Source organism: Stenotrophomonas sp. Ste86 (genome assembly GCF_024519465.1).
Lineage (GTDB): Bacteria > Pseudomonadota > Gammaproteobacteria > Xanthomonadales > Xanthomonadaceae > Stenotrophomonas.
The window spans coordinates 57,997-71,523 of the sequence record NZ_JALJRW010000016.1 but is presented as its reverse complement, the minus strand read 5'-3'; the positions used below and the strand labels follow the sequence as shown (position 1 = coordinate 71,523).

Sequence of the window (13,527 nt, the reverse complement as noted above, 5' to 3'; positions counted from 1 at the left end):
TTGCTGTGGACAGGATATCGCCGATGCGCCGGGCTCAGAACAACCCGAAGCGCTTCCTGGCCACGTTGACGCGCGCCGGGTCGATGAGATCCTTGATGCCCTTGGCGTCGAAACGGTCCAGCAGTGCATCGCTGCCCTTCTTCAACTTCAGCGCCATCTCTTCCGGATACAGCGGGACCAGCGTCATGAAGACGATGGTCTTGTGTGCATCGATCACCAGGTGGCCGAAGTCTTCCGGAGCGCTCACCGGCGGCAGCACGATCGCGCCGTCGAAGCCCACGCCCGGCGCATAGGGCTCGGCCGGATGGCCGTTGGGCACGGTGTGGCCAAAGCCCAGCCAGGTATCGAACTTGTGCGGCAGCCGCGCCAGGCCCTTGAGCAGGCGGATCGGCCAGTAGTACCGCTCGTCCTCGAAATCGGCGTGCTGGATCGGCCAGTCGGCCGGCAGGGTGACCATCAGCTCCATGTGCTGCGGTGCCTCCACGCCCTCGGGCAGGGTCATCGGCAGGTCGCTCATGCCCGACGTCACCAGCCGCAGGTGCGGGAACGCGTCGGTGGCCGGGACCACGTGTACGTCGATGTGCACCGCATCGGAAATGATCTCGTGGAAGACGCCCGAGATCGGCCCCAGGTGCTGCTCGATATGCGCGCTGATCTGCTCGATGCATTCCTCGCCGTGGGCCGGCGCGAAGTCTTTCTCCTGCGTGTGCAGCAGGATCGGGCTGCCGCCCGGGCTCAGTTCGTCGTGTTCATTGCTCATCAGTGGCTCCTGGTGATGACCACCGTGGCCCAGGTGCTGGCTCACCACAAGGTGAGCGGGGCATCCCTGGCCAGCGTGGCCTTGCGTTCCTTGCTGAAATCCCACCAGGGGCGCGGCGCCTCGCCCTGCATGAAGCGCAGGACCGACAGGAACACGTCGATCACGCAGGGATCGTGCATAACGCCGGTGCGCAGGCACAGTTGCGCATACATGTCATAGGCATCGCGGCCGCGCAGGTGCGCGGGCACGCGGATGCCGATCAGACGCAGATCTTTCTCACAGGCCGGCCCGACATTCGGCAGGTCGGTCAGACGCAACAGATGGTTGCGGTCGACCTTGGTGGGGTTCATTACGGTGGGGTGATCCTCTTGCGCAGGCGGGGGACTCAGCCCTTCTGTACGCGGAGTCGTTCGAGCACGCCATCCAGCGTGTCCAGGTCGGTGTAATGGATGATCAGCTTGCCCTTGCCGCCGCGGCCGTGGTTGATGGCCACGCGCGCACCCAGCGATTCGGACAGCTCGGTCTCCAGCGAGGCGATGTCAGCCTGCGGGGCGCTGGCGGTCGGCTTCTTGCGCATCGCGCCCGGCACCTTGCCGGCGGCGAACTGCTGCGCGCGGTGTTCCACTTCGCGTACCGACCAGCCCTGGTCGGCCGCTTCCTGGGCCAGCTTGCTGGCCAATTCCGGCGCCAGCGTCAGCAGCGCGCGGGCATGACCCATTTCCAGCCGGCGGGTTTCCAGCAGCAGGCGGATGGCGATCGGCAGCTCGAGCAGGCGCAGCAGGTTGGACACCGCCGCGCGCGAGCGGCCGACGGCCTGGGCGGCCTCGGCGTGGGTGAGTGCGAATTCGCTGATCAGGCGCTGCAGCGCCTCGGCTTCTTCAAGCGGGTTGAGGTCTTCGCGCTGGATGTTCTCGATCAGCGCCATCGCGATGACGGTGCGGTCTTCCAGCTCGCGCACCACCACCGGCACGTCGTCCAGGCCGGCCAGCTGCGAGGCGCGCCAGCGCCGTTCGCCGGCGACGATCTCGAAGCTGTCCGGGCCAAGCTGGCGGACCAGGATCGGCTGGATCACGCCCTGCGCCTTGATCGATTCGGCCAGCTCGGCGAGCTTGGTCTCATCCATGTCGCGGCGCGGCTGGTACTTGCCCGGCTGCAGCTGGCCGACCGGCAGCTTGCGCAGCACTTCACCGGGCAGCGGTTCGATCACCGCCGCGGCCTGCACCTGAGTCACCGCGCCCTTGGGCCCCAGCAGCGCATCGAGGCCGCGGCCGAGGCCGCGTTTCTTGCCGAGGGCGGGCTTGGTGCTCATCAGGCGGTCTCCAGGGCCTTGTCGGCCTTATTGCGTTGTTGGTGGCGGCGGATGATTTCCCCGGCCAGGCCGAGGTAGGCGACGCCACCGCGCGAGGCGCGGTCGTAACCGACGATGCTCTGCCCATGGCTGGGCGCTTCGGCCAGGCGGACGTTGCGCGGCACGATGGTGCGGAACACGCGGTCGCCGAAGTGGTCGGTCAATTCGGCCGAGACCGCATTGGCCAGGTTGTTGCGCACATCGAACATGGTGCGCAGCACGCCCTCGATCTCCAGGCTGGGATTGAGGTTGGCGCGCAGCGCTTCGATGGTTTCCACCAGCGCGCTCAGGCCTTCCAGCGCGTAGTACTCGCACTGCATCGGCACGATCACCGAATCGGCGGCGGCCAACGCATTGAGGGTCAGCAGCGACAGCGCCGGCGGGCAGTCGATGAGGATGAAGTCGTATTCGTCGCGGATCGGGGCCAAGGCGCGCTTGAGGCGCTGCTCCCGTTCGCCCTGGTCCATCAGCTGGATCTCGGCGGCGGTCAGGTCGATGTTGCCCGGCAGCAGGTCGAAACCCTCCGGGGTGGTGACCCGGACTTCGACCGCGGTGGCTTCGCCGAGCAGCAGGTCGCAGGTGGACGCGGCCACTTCACGCTTGTCCACGCCACTGCCCATGGTCGCGTTGCCCTGCGAATCCAGGTCGACAAGGAGCACGCGCCTGGGTGCAGCAGCCAGGGAGGCGGCCAGATTGACAGCGGTCGTGGTCTTGCCGACGCCACCTTTCTGGTTGGCGATGGCGATGATGCGGGCCATGCGGGTGAGCCTCATCGGCAGGGAGTGGGACTGGTCATTATGCGTATATGGGGCGTGTCATGCACTGTGAGATGCGCGCCGGTGGGCGCCCACGACCTCGCGCGGCGGCCCCGGATGCGCCCGGTGGACACCGCAGCGGCAGCAACGGCGGGCGCTGCGGCGCTTATGGGAACGCGCGCCGGTCACGACGACGGGCGCACGCCGATGTGCTCAGGGACCGGCCACCACGACCAGATGGCGCTCACCTGTGAGGCCGGGGACATGCAGGGGCAGCACTTGTTCGACCTGCCAGCCGGCCGGCAGCTGGGCGATTTCGTCGTGCGGGTAGACGCCCTTCATGGCCAGCAGGCGGCCGCCGGGGCGCAGCAGATGGCCGCCGACGTCGATGATGCCGGCCAAGGTGTCCATGGCGCGCGCGGTGAGGTGGTCGTAGGCGCCCGGCTCGGCGAGTGCCTCTGCGCGCGATTCGGCCACGCGGGCGTTGCCCAGGCCGAGCTGGCGGACGGCTTCGCGCATGAAGCGGGCTTTCTTGCCATTGCTTTCGACCAGGGTGACCTGCAGCTGCGGGCGGGCGATGGCCAGCGGGATGCCGGGCAGGCCGGGGCCGGTACCGAGGTCGGCCAGGGTGCCGGCCTCCAGGTAGGGCTGCATGGCCAGCGAGTCGAGCAGGTGGCGGGTGACCATCTCCAGCGGGTCGCGGATGGCGGTGAGGTTGTAGGTGCGGTTCCAGCGGTCGAGCAGGGTGAGGTAGGTGAGCAGCGGCGGCGCCAGGGCGGCGTCCAGGTCCATCGCGGCCAGGCCACGCTCGAGCGCTTCGGCCACGCCGGCCGGGAGGGTGTGTTCGGTCATGGGGCGATTATCGCAGGTCGACAGCGGGGCAAGGGCAAGGGCGGCACACGGATTCCGCCACGGAGGACGGGTATGCGTCGGTCCGCGGGTGGCGCCGAGCCCTGCCCGCCAGGCCATACGTAGAGCCGAGCCATGCTCGGCTGGCCGCGCGCAGCGCGGCAATGATCGGCGCCTTCCCCAGCCAACCGCCGCAACCCCGGCTCAGCTCAGACCGCGTGCCAGGCCAACGCGGCGCGGAAGTCGGCGGCGGCCTGCCATTCGTGCAGGTGCCAGCGGCCGGCGTCGCCCAGCTCGGGGTCGCACCAGGCCAGGTGCAGGGCGCCGTCAGGTGTGGGGGCCAGCTGCAGGCGGTGCAGGCCGAAGGAGATGCCCTGCCCCTGCGCCTTGAGGATGGCTTCCTTGGCGCACCACACCCGGAAGAACCACGGGTTGCGGGTGGGTTCGTCCAGGCCGAGCAGCCAGTCGATTTCGGCCGGGTGGAAGAAGCGTTCGATGATCTCGCGCATGCGCGGCCGCGGCCGCAGTGGTTCCAGGTCCACGCCCAGGCGGACGCCCTCGCCCAGCGCAACCAGCAGCAGGCCATGGCTATGGCTCCAGCCGGTGCCCAGGTGCGAGAACGCGTCGTGCAGCTCCGGGCGGCCACGCAGGTCGCGCTGCAGTGGCAGGGTCTGCGGGTCGGCGCCGAGCTGGTCGGCCAGCAACACCCGAGCCTGCGGCTCGCCGCGCGTACCGTTGACGTGCGGCAGGCACCAGACCGTGACCGGACCGAACCGCCACGGGCCGCCAAGGGCGGTAGCCACCCTCATGCCTGCACCCGGTGAGGACGGCTGCACGGTGATTTCACGGCGGCTGACGTCAACTGGCCCGGTCGTTCACACAACCTGGGAGTCAAGACTATGGGCATCATCATCTGGTTGATCGTTGGTGGCATCGTGGGCTGGCTTGCCAGCATCATCATGCGACGCGACGCACAGCAGGGCATCATCCTCAACATCGTGGTCGGCATCGTCGGCGCGCTCATCGCCGGTTTCCTGTTCGGCGGTGGCATCAACGAAGCGATCACGATCCGTACGTTCCTGTTCTCGCTGATTGGTGCGGTGATCCTGCTCGCCCTGGTCAATCTGTTCACGCGCAAAAGCATCCGCTGACCAACGCGCGATGGATCCAGACAAGGCCCGGCATCGCCGGGCCTTGTCGTTTCTGTCAGCCCAGCTGCACCCAGGCCGGGGCGTGGTCGCTGGGACGGTCCCAGGTGCGGGGCTCGCGGTCGATGCCCGAGGCGATGGCGCGCGTCTTGAGCGCGTCGGAGACCAACGTCAGGTCGATGCGCAGGCCCAGGTTGCGGCGGAAACCGGCGGCGCGGTAATCCCACCAGCTGAACACCCCTTCTTCCTCGCTGTGCAGTCGGAACGCGTCATGCAGGCCGAGCTGCAGTAGCTTGTTGAGTGCGCCGCGCTCGGCGGTGGAGGTGAGGATGTGGTTTTCGTTCCACACCAGCGGGTCGTTCACGTCGCGCGCGTCCGGGGCGATGTTGAAATCGCCCATCACCACCAACTCGGGGTACTGCTGCAGTTCGGCAGCCACCCAGGCGTGCACCGCGTCCAGCCAGCGCAGTTTGTATTCGTACTTGTCGGTGCCCACATCCTGACCGTTGACCACGTACAGATTGATGATGCGCACGCCGTTGACGGTGCCGGCGATGGCGCGCTTCTGCTCGTCCTCAAAGCCGGGAATGCCGATCTGCACATCCTGCGCCGGTTCGCGCGAGAGCAGCGCGACCCCGTTGTAGGTCTTCTGCCCGGCAAACACGCTGCGGTAACCCAGCCCGGCCAGGACCGCGTCGGGGAACTTGTGGTCCTCCATCTTGGTTTCCTGGATGCCGACCACGTCCGGCGCGAACGCGGTGAGCCACTGTTCCAGGTGCGGCAGGCGCACGTTGAGCGAATTGACGTTCCAGGAGGCGATTTTCATGGGCGCCATTCTACCGGGTAGTGCCGGCCGTTGGCCGGTGGGCGCGGCAATGCCGGCCGCTGGCTGGCAACCCGGGGATCCAACAGCTGAACTCATCTTGGGACAACGCTCCGCCTGGAAAATGAACGCGGCACTACTGTCAGCTACTATTGCTTTCAAGGATTCCATTTGCCGCCGGGCGCCCTGTATGGACACGCATGTGACTGTCGACAGCAACTTCTCTTTCCTGCAGGAGCACGATCCGGTCTTTTTCAAGCTGGCGTCGATGGCCGAGCAGGTTTTTGCCAGCGACCCCAATACCACGCTGATCAAACTCCGGCAGTTGGGGGAAGCCCTGGCTCAGGATCTTGCAGGGCGCGCGGGAATCAAGCATGACCCGATGACTACGCAAGTTGGCCTGCTCGCTCAGCTGGCCAGGGAGCTTGGTCTGGATCAACGGGTCCAGGAGTTGTTCCGCGTTCTCCGGGTCGAGGGAAACAGGGCGACCCATGGCTTTACCACCCAGTACCGCGAGGCCATGGATGGTTTGAGGGTCGCCCGTGATCTGGCCATCTGGTACCACCGTGCATTCGGTCGCCATGCTGCGGAGTTCAAATCCGGGCCATTCATCGCCCCCAAGGATCCTGCCACGCCCCTGCGTGAGGTGCAGGCCGAGGTCAACCGGCTCAAGGCTGAACTGGATTCCGCACGGCAACAGCACGATCAGAGCCAGGCACTCGTGGCGCTCAAGGAGCAGGAAGCCCGGCTCAATGCACAGCTTGCCGAGGCGATGGATGTTGAAGCCCGTGAGCAGGCCGCGTTGGTCGGGGAGCGCGAACACGAGCTGCAGCGCCTGCGCAGCGACTTCGAGGGACGCATTGCCCAGCTTCAGCAGTCGGCGCAGGCCAGTGATCAGCTCTCCCAACAGGTGGCAGTGACCACGCAACGGGCGAGCACCGCATTCGACCTCAGTGAAGACCTCACCCGCATCCTGATCGACCAGCAGCTGCGCGACGCGGGCTGGGACGCAGACTCGCTCGACTTGACCTACGCCAAGGGCATCCGCCCGGAAAAGGGCCGCAACATCGCCATCGCCGAATGGCCCACTTCAGTACCGCGCGCCAATGCGGACTACGTGCTGTTCATAGGACTCACACCCGTCGCGATCGTGGAGGCCAAACGCAAGCGCATCAATATTGCCGACCGTATCCCGCAGGCCGAGCGATACGCGCGCGATCTGCACACGACGGAAGGCGTGGTTGATGCTTGGGAAGCTGCCGGTCGGCACGCAGGCTGGGAAGATGGTGAAGGTGGCACGTTCCGCGTTCCACTGGCCTTTGCCTGCAACGGCCGCCCTTTCGTCAGGCAACTCGCCGAACAGTCCGGGATCTGGTTCCGGGATCTGCGCGCATCATCCAATCTGCGCCGGCCACTCCAGCGGTTCCATACCCCTGACGGCATCAGTGACCTGCTCACCCGTGACCGGGCCGCGGCCGAGGCTGAGCTGGAGCAGGAAGGGATGAGCTACCTGCGGTTGCGTGACTACCAGCAGCACGCCATCCACGCCGTCGAGGATGCGCTGGCAGCGGGGCACCGCAACTGCCTGTTGGCCATGGCCACCGGTACCGGCAAGACCCGCACCATGATCGGTCTGATCTACCGGCTGCTGAAGACCGAACGTTTCCGTCGCATCCTGTTTCTGGTAGATCGCTCGGCGCTGGGTACCCAGGCCAGCGAAGCCATGGGTGAGATGACGCTGGAGCAGAACCAGACCTTGGCGCAGATCTACAACCTGGACGGCCTGGACGATACCCGCACCGCGGACGAAACCCGCGTACAGGTGGCGACGGTGCAAGCCATGGTCCGCCGCATTTTCCAATCCGACTCGCCGCCGCCTATCGATGCCTTCGACTGCATCGTGGTGGACGAGGCCCACCGGGGCTACACGCTGGACCAGGAGATGACCGAGGGGGAACTGGTCGTACGCGACCATACCCAGTACCTGTCGCAGTACCGCCGCGTACTGGACTACTTCGATGCATGCCGCATCGGCCTGACGGCCACCCCGGCCAAACACACCACCGAGATCTTCGGCAAACCGGTTTACACCTACAGCTACCGCGAGGCAGTCGCCGACGACTGGCTGATCGACCACGAGCCGCCCATCCGCTACGAAACGCTGCTCAGTCGCAGCGGCATCCATTTTGATCGCGGCGAGCAGGTCAGCGTGGTCAATGCGCAGACCGGCGAGATCGACACCGCAGAACTGGAGGACGAGCTTGATTTCAACATCGAGTCCTTCAATCGCCGCGTCATCACACCGGCGTTCGACCGTGTCATCTGCGAACAGCTGGCCATCGACCTGGACCCCGAGGATGAGGCAAAGACGTTGATTTTCTGCGTAAGCCAGACCCATGCCGAGCGTGTCAAGAACCTTCTGGACGATGCGTTCAAGGACGTTCATGGCAATCAGTACAATCAAACGAGTGTGGCGATCATCACCGGACGCACCGACAAGGTCGACCAGCTGATCCGGCGCTACAAGAACGAGCGCCATCCCAACATTGCGATCACGGTCGATCTGCTGAGCACCGGTATCGACGTTCCCCCCATCAGCAACCTGGTGTTCATGCGGCGGGTCCGCTCGCGCATCCTCTACGAGCAGATGAAAGGCCGTGCCACACGCCGCTGCGACGAGATTGGCAAAACGGTGTTCCATATTTTCGACCCAGTGGATCTTTACGCTGCGCTCGAAGAGGTCGACACCATGAAGCCACTGGTGAAGGATCCCAACATCAGTGTGGAACAACTGATCGAAGAGCTCGGCCAGGAGCGCAGCTTCCAGGCGCCGGGGGGCAGCGGTGGCAGCCACGCCGACGACACTCTTGACCAGCTTGGCCAGCGCATCATGCGTGTTCTACGCAAGGCTGAGCATAGGGCCGGGCAACGGCGGGATGTGCGCAGCAAACTGGATGCACTTGAATCGGCATGGGGCGTGCCACCGGCGAAACTGCATACCCACCTGCATTCTCTCGGCGCGCGAGGCGCTGCCGAATTTCTCCAGCAACACCCGCTGCTGGTACAACAGCTGGCGGAAGTAGGCCAGCTGCTTGGATCGGATCGTTATCCCATCCTCTCGGAGCACTCGGACGAATTCCTGAAGCGGGAACAGAGCTACGGCGTCAATGAGGCGCCGGCCGACTACCTGGACAGCTTCAACGACTTCATCCGACACCAGATCAACCAATCCGCTGCACTGAGCGTCATGGTCAACCGTCCCCGTGACCTCACCCGCGCCCACCTTCGCGAGGTTCGCCTGCTGCTGGATCAACATGGCTACAGCGAGGCGAACCTGCATGGCGCCTGGCGGGAAAGCACCCAGCAGGAGATCGCCGCCAGCATCATCGGCCACATCCGCCGCGCAGCCTTGGGCGAAGCACTGGTGCCGTTTGATCGGCGCGTGGACAACGCCATGCAGGCCATTTACGCCCAGCAGGCGTGGACGCCGGTGCAGCGGCGCTGGCTGAAACGGCTTGCTCAACAGTTGGTGCATGAAGTCGTCATGGACCGCGATGCCGTCCAACGGGTCTTCGGCGGTGACGGCGGTGCGCCGCAACTGGATCGCATGCTCGGCGGGCGTCTGGACCAGATTCTGGGCGATCTGGGCGAGCGGGTGTGGAGCCAAGCCAGCTGATACTGGCGCATGAGCCGAATAACGGGGATAATCGGCTCAATATGTGAGCCGAATAATCCAAATAATCGGCTCAACACCCACAGGTAGCCTATGACCGCCCCCGTCTGGATTTGGCAACAGCCCGACTGGCCCAGCTTCCGCTGGCAGCGTGAGGCGCTTGCCCCGCTGCTGCGCGACTGCCAGCAGGCCTATGGCCAACTGGTTGGCATGGTTGGCGCAGTGGCTGGTGATGTCCAGGCCGAAGAAGCCCTGGACACCCTCCTCTCCAATATTGTCACCTCCTCGGCCATCGAGGGCGAGCGGCTGGACGTCGGTTCGGTGCGCTCCTCTCTGGCCCGGCACCTGGGTCTGGCCGAGGCGAATCCGCGCCACCCTTCGCTGCGCAGCGAAGGTCTGGCCGAGTTGATGCTTGATGCCAGTGGCCATGCGGATGCAGTGCTGGACCTGACGCGCCTGTTGCAGTGGCACCACTGGCTGTTCGCCGCCCAGGACGCGCTGCTGCCTACGCGCATCCGCATCGGCGCGTTGCGCGGGGATGAGCCCATGCAGGTCGTTTCCGGCCGCATCGACCGCCCCACCGTCCATTTCGAGGCACCGCCGCGCGAAGGGCTGGAAAGCCAACTTGACGCCTTTCTTGCCTGGTTTGCCAGCTCGCGCGAAGACACCGCGCTGGACCCCTTGCTCCGCGCCGGTCTGGCGCACTTCTGGTTTGTCACCCTGCATCCGTTCGACGACGGCAATGGCCGCCTGACACGCGCCCTGACAGATTTGGCACTGGCCCAGGCACAGCCGCAAGCAATCCGCTTCCACGCGCTGTCGGCCAGCATCCTGGCCGATCGCACCGGCTACTACCGCAGCTTGGAGGCCAGCCAACGCGGGGACCTGGATGTCACCGCCTGGCTGCAGTGGTTCCTGCATACCTTGCACGACAGTCTGTTGCAGGCCCTGCACCGCATCGACCGGGTGCTGGCGAAGGCGCGCTTCTGGCAGGTCCACCGCGATCACGCGCTTTCGGCCGAGCAAATCAAAGTGCTCAATCGCCTGCTCGATGGCGGTGAACGCGGCTTCGCGCAGGGCATCAGCGCCGGCCAGTACCAGGCCACCGCCAAGGTCTCCAAGGCGACAGCCACCCGCCACTTGGCCGATCTTCTTGAAAAAGGTTGCCTGCGCCGTCTCCCCGGCGGCGGTCGCAGCACCCGCTACACAATCAATACGCCGGCCTGTGACCTCCCGCTGCCGGTTCGCGCTACACCGATGGAAGACAGCACCTCATGAACCACAACGATATCGTCCAGAAACTCTGGAACCTCTGCGACGTCCTGCGCGACGACGGCATCAACTACAGCGACTATGTGACCGAGCTGGTGTTGCTACTGTTCGTCAAAATGGAGTACGAGCAGGTACAAAACAACGAGGCCTTCGAGCACAAGCTGCCGAAGGGCTGCCGGTGGCCGGACATCAACAGTAAATCCGGACTCAACCTGCTCAACCACTACCGGCAGATGCTGCTGGATCTGGGCAAGAGCAGCGATCCGATGATCGCAGCCATCTACGCCGATGCACAGACCCGGCTGAAGGAGCCGCGCCATCTGGAAACGCTGGTGAAGGCGCTGGACGGGCTGGACTGGTTCAGCGCCCGCGAGGACGGCTTGGGCGATCTGTATGAAGGCCTGTTGCAGAAGAACGCGAACGAAACCAAGTCGGGGGCTGGCCAGTACTTCACCCCGCGTGCGCTGATCGATTCCATCATCCGCTGCCTGAAGCCGCAGCCGGGCGAGACCATCCAGGACCCGGCGGCAGGCACGGCGGGCTTCCTCATCGCGGCCGATGCCTACATCAAGGCACATACCGATGATCTGTATACGTTGGATGACAAGGCACGCCGCTTCCAACGCCGCAAGGCCTATGTCGGCATGGAACTCGTCCCCGGCACGCGCCGGCTGGCGCTGATGAACTGCCTGCTGCACGGCATCGACGGCGAAGGTGCAGGCGTCGTGCAGCTGGGCAACAGCCTGGGCAACCCTGGAGCAGCGTTGCCGAAGGTTGACATCATCCTGTCGAATCCGCCGTTTGGCACCGCCAAAGGCGGTGGCGGGCCTACGCGTGATGATCTGACCTATCGAACCAGCAACAAGCAACTGGCATTCCTGCAACATATCTACCGCGGCCTCAAGCCTGGTGGTCGTGCCGCAGTGGTACTGCCGGACAACGTGCTGTTTGAAGCCGGCATAGGCACCGAGATCCGTCGCGACCTGATGGACAAGTGCAATCTGCATACGCTGCTGCGTCTGCCCACAGGCATCTTCTACGCGCAGGGGGTCAAAACCAATGTGCTTTTCTTCCAGAAGGGCACGGCAGAGAACCCGCGACAGGAGACAGGTTGCACCAAGGCGACATGGGTGTATGACCTGCGCAGCAACATGCCCAGCTTTGGTAAGCGTACGCCGTTTGGACCGGCGCACCTCAAGCCTTTCGAAGATGCCTATGGAGCGGATGTCAATGGGCGCAGTCCGCGAGTGGATGAAGGCGAAGAGGGGCGACTCCGCTGCTTTACCCGTAAGCAGATCACCGAGCGCGGCGATTCACTGGACATCAGCTGGCTGAAGGACTCAGAAAGTGAGGGTCCCAGCAACTTACCCGCGTCAGAGGTACTGGCTGCAGAGGCCATGGCTGAGCTTAGCGAAGCACTGCGTGAGTTGAATGCTCTGATGATGGCGCTAGGAGCAGGTGATGAAGCCTTGGAGCAAAAGCGACTGCTGGCTGAGGTAATGGGGCTGGAAATTGATAACGACGAGGTCGGTAGTGAGTAAGCTGCCTGCGGGGTGGGCGGGAACTACGCTTTCCGAAATATGCGCAATGGGACCAAAGTCTGACTGGGAGGACAGCATTGAGGTGGGTTTCGTACCCATGTCCCATGCACCTACGACTTTCCGCAACGCTGTACGTTACGAAATACGGCCATGGCATGTGGTCAAGAAGGCCTATACGCACTTTGAGAATGGTGACGTCATCTTTGCAAAGGTGACGCCATGTTTTGAAAACGGCAAGGCTGCGCTAGTTTCCGGCTTGCCAAATGGTGCAGGTGCAGGGAGCTCAGAGTTCTATGTTCTTCGCCCACTTGACGCTGGCATCTCGGCAGAATATCTACTCGCCGTCATTAGGAGCGCCCCTTTTCTTCAAGGGGGTGAAGAGAGCATGACCGGGGCAGTCGGCCTTCGTCGCGTGCCACGCGCGTTCGTTGAGAGATTTCGTGTTCTGTTACCCCCGGAGCAGGAGCAGAAGCGCATCGCGCGCGAGCTGAATACCCTGCTGGCGCAGATTGATACCCTCAAGGCCCGTATCGATGCTATACCTGCACTGCTCAAGCGGCTCCGCCGAGCACTGGTTCATGATGCGCTTGCAGGAAAACTGATTACCACATCTCAGGACGTCCAAGACGGGTCAACGTGGTTGCGTCTCCGTGCCGAAGATGTTTGCGACAAAGTACAAAGCGGCGGTACGCCCAAGGAAGGTTTCACCGAGAGTGGAGTTCCGTTTCTCAAGGTTTATAACATCGTTAACGGAGTTATTAATTTTGACTACAGGCCACAACATATCGCGGATGACGTTCACCACGGGTCTTGCCGGAAGTCGATCACTCGGCCTGGTGACGTCTTGATGAATATTGTTGGTCCGCCATTGGGAAAAATTGCCGTTGTCACTTCCGACCACCCGGAATGGAACATCAATCAAGCAATCACTCTTTTTCGCCCTGGCCGACTCATAACCTCGGGTTGGATCCATCTTTCCTTACTCGAAGGGACCAATATTCGTGACGTCTCACATCAGACCAAGGGATCAGCCGGTCAAGTGAACATATCGCTCTCCCAATGCAGAAATTTCATATTTACGGTTCCACCAATCGAAGTCCAAAATGAGGTTGTTCTCCGCGTTGAACAGCTCTTCGCGGTCGCCGACCATTTGGAAGCCAAGGTGGCCACCGCCAAAGAGCGCATCGATGCGCTGACCCAAAGCCTGCTCGCCAAAGCCTTCCGCGGCGAGCTGGTCCCGCAGGATCCAAGCGACGAGCCGGCCAGCGTGCTGCTGGAGCGCATCCGCGCCCAGCGTGCCGCTGTCCCCAAACCCAAGCGTGGCCGCAAGGCCGCATCCAACTGATCAACGACCACCG

12 protein-coding genes are annotated in these 13,527 nt (G+C 64.0%); 5 read left to right on the top strand and 7 right to left on the bottom strand.

Going from position 1 to position 13,527, the window contains the following annotated elements; all coding sequences use genetic code 11:
• Positions 1–34 precede the first annotated feature (34 nt).
• The 6 genes from NR101_RS14230 to NR101_RS14205 all read right to left on the bottom strand — a co-directional run bounded on the left by NR101_RS14230 (position 35) and on the right by NR101_RS14205 (position 4,521).
• Positions 35–760, bottom strand: coding sequence for a suppressor of fused domain protein (locus NR101_RS14230; RefSeq protein ID WP_256776300.1), 726 nt, complete (start codon positions 758–760; stop codon positions 35–37).
• Positions 761–801: 41 nt separating this feature from the next.
• Positions 802–1,110, bottom strand: coding sequence for a helix-hairpin-helix domain-containing protein (locus tag NR101_RS14225; protein WP_256776301.1), 309 nt, complete (start codon positions 1,108–1,110; stop codon positions 802–804).
• A 35-nt stretch (positions 1,111–1,145) separates the two neighbouring features.
• A complete protein-coding gene (locus NR101_RS14220; RefSeq protein ID WP_256776302.1) occupies positions 1,146–2,069 on the bottom strand; it encodes a ParB/RepB/Spo0J family partition protein in 924 nt (307 codons plus the stop codon).
• The gene (locus tag NR101_RS14215; protein ID WP_256776303.1) at positions 2,069–2,866 is read right to left on the bottom strand and encodes a ParA family protein; all 798 of its coding nucleotides are present in this window, start codon (positions 2,864–2,866) and stop codon (positions 2,069–2,071) included. The genes NR101_RS14220 and NR101_RS14215 overlap by 1 nt, the downstream gene beginning before the upstream one ends.
• Positions 2,867–3,076: 210 nt before the next feature.
• Positions 3,077–3,715 carry a 16S rRNA (guanine(527)-N(7))-methyltransferase RsmG gene (gene rsmG, locus NR101_RS14210; protein WP_256776304.1) on the bottom strand — a complete coding sequence of 213 codons (639 nt, stop codon included), beginning with the start codon at positions 3,713–3,715 and terminating at the stop codon, positions 3,077–3,079.
• A 206-nt stretch (positions 3,716–3,921) separates the two neighbouring features.
• A complete protein-coding gene (locus NR101_RS14205; RefSeq protein WP_256776305.1) occupies positions 3,922–4,521 on the bottom strand; it encodes a 4'-phosphopantetheinyl transferase superfamily protein in 600 nt (199 codons plus the stop codon).
• A 90-nt stretch (positions 4,522–4,611) separates the two neighbouring features.
• Here NR101_RS14205 and NR101_RS14200 point away from each other — a divergent pair, with 90 nt between their 5' ends.
• Positions 4,612–4,863, top strand: a complete 252-nt coding sequence (locus NR101_RS14200) for a GlsB/YeaQ/YmgE family stress response membrane protein (RefSeq protein ID WP_256776306.1) — start codon at positions 4,612–4,614, stop codon at positions 4,861–4,863.
• 55 nt (positions 4,864–4,918) lie between these two features.
• On the opposite strand, the gene xth is transcribed toward NR101_RS14200, so the two are convergent.
• Positions 4,919–5,686, bottom strand: a complete 768-nt coding sequence (xth, locus tag NR101_RS14195) for an exodeoxyribonuclease III (RefSeq protein WP_256776308.1) — start codon at positions 5,684–5,686, stop codon at positions 4,919–4,921.
• A gap of 199 nt (positions 5,687–5,885) precedes the next feature.
• On the opposite strand from xth, the gene hsdR reads away from it, so the two are divergent.
• The 4 genes from hsdR to NR101_RS14175 all read left to right on the top strand — a co-directional run bounded on the left by hsdR (position 5,886) and on the right by NR101_RS14175 (position 13,514).
• Positions 5,886–9,359, top strand: a complete 3,474-nt coding sequence (gene hsdR / locus NR101_RS14190) for a type I restriction-modification system endonuclease (protein WP_256776309.1) — start codon at positions 5,886–5,888, stop codon at positions 9,357–9,359.
• A 90-nt stretch (positions 9,360–9,449) separates the two neighbouring features.
• Positions 9,450–10,634: a Fic family protein gene (locus NR101_RS14185; protein WP_256776311.1), complete on the top strand. Its 1,185-nt coding sequence runs from the start codon at positions 9,450–9,452 to the stop codon at positions 10,632–10,634.
• Entirely contained in the window at positions 10,631–12,169 is a 1,539-nt protein-coding gene (locus tag NR101_RS14180; protein WP_256776312.1) for an N-6 DNA methylase, read from the top strand. The genes NR101_RS14185 and NR101_RS14180 overlap by 4 nt, the downstream gene beginning before the upstream one ends.
• A complete protein-coding gene (locus tag NR101_RS14175) occupies positions 12,144–13,514 on the top strand; it encodes a restriction endonuclease subunit S (RefSeq protein ID WP_256776348.1) in 1,371 nt (456 codons plus the stop codon). The genes NR101_RS14180 and NR101_RS14175 overlap by 26 nt, the downstream gene beginning before the upstream one ends.
• The last annotated feature ends 13 nt before the right edge of the window (positions 13,515–13,527 follow it).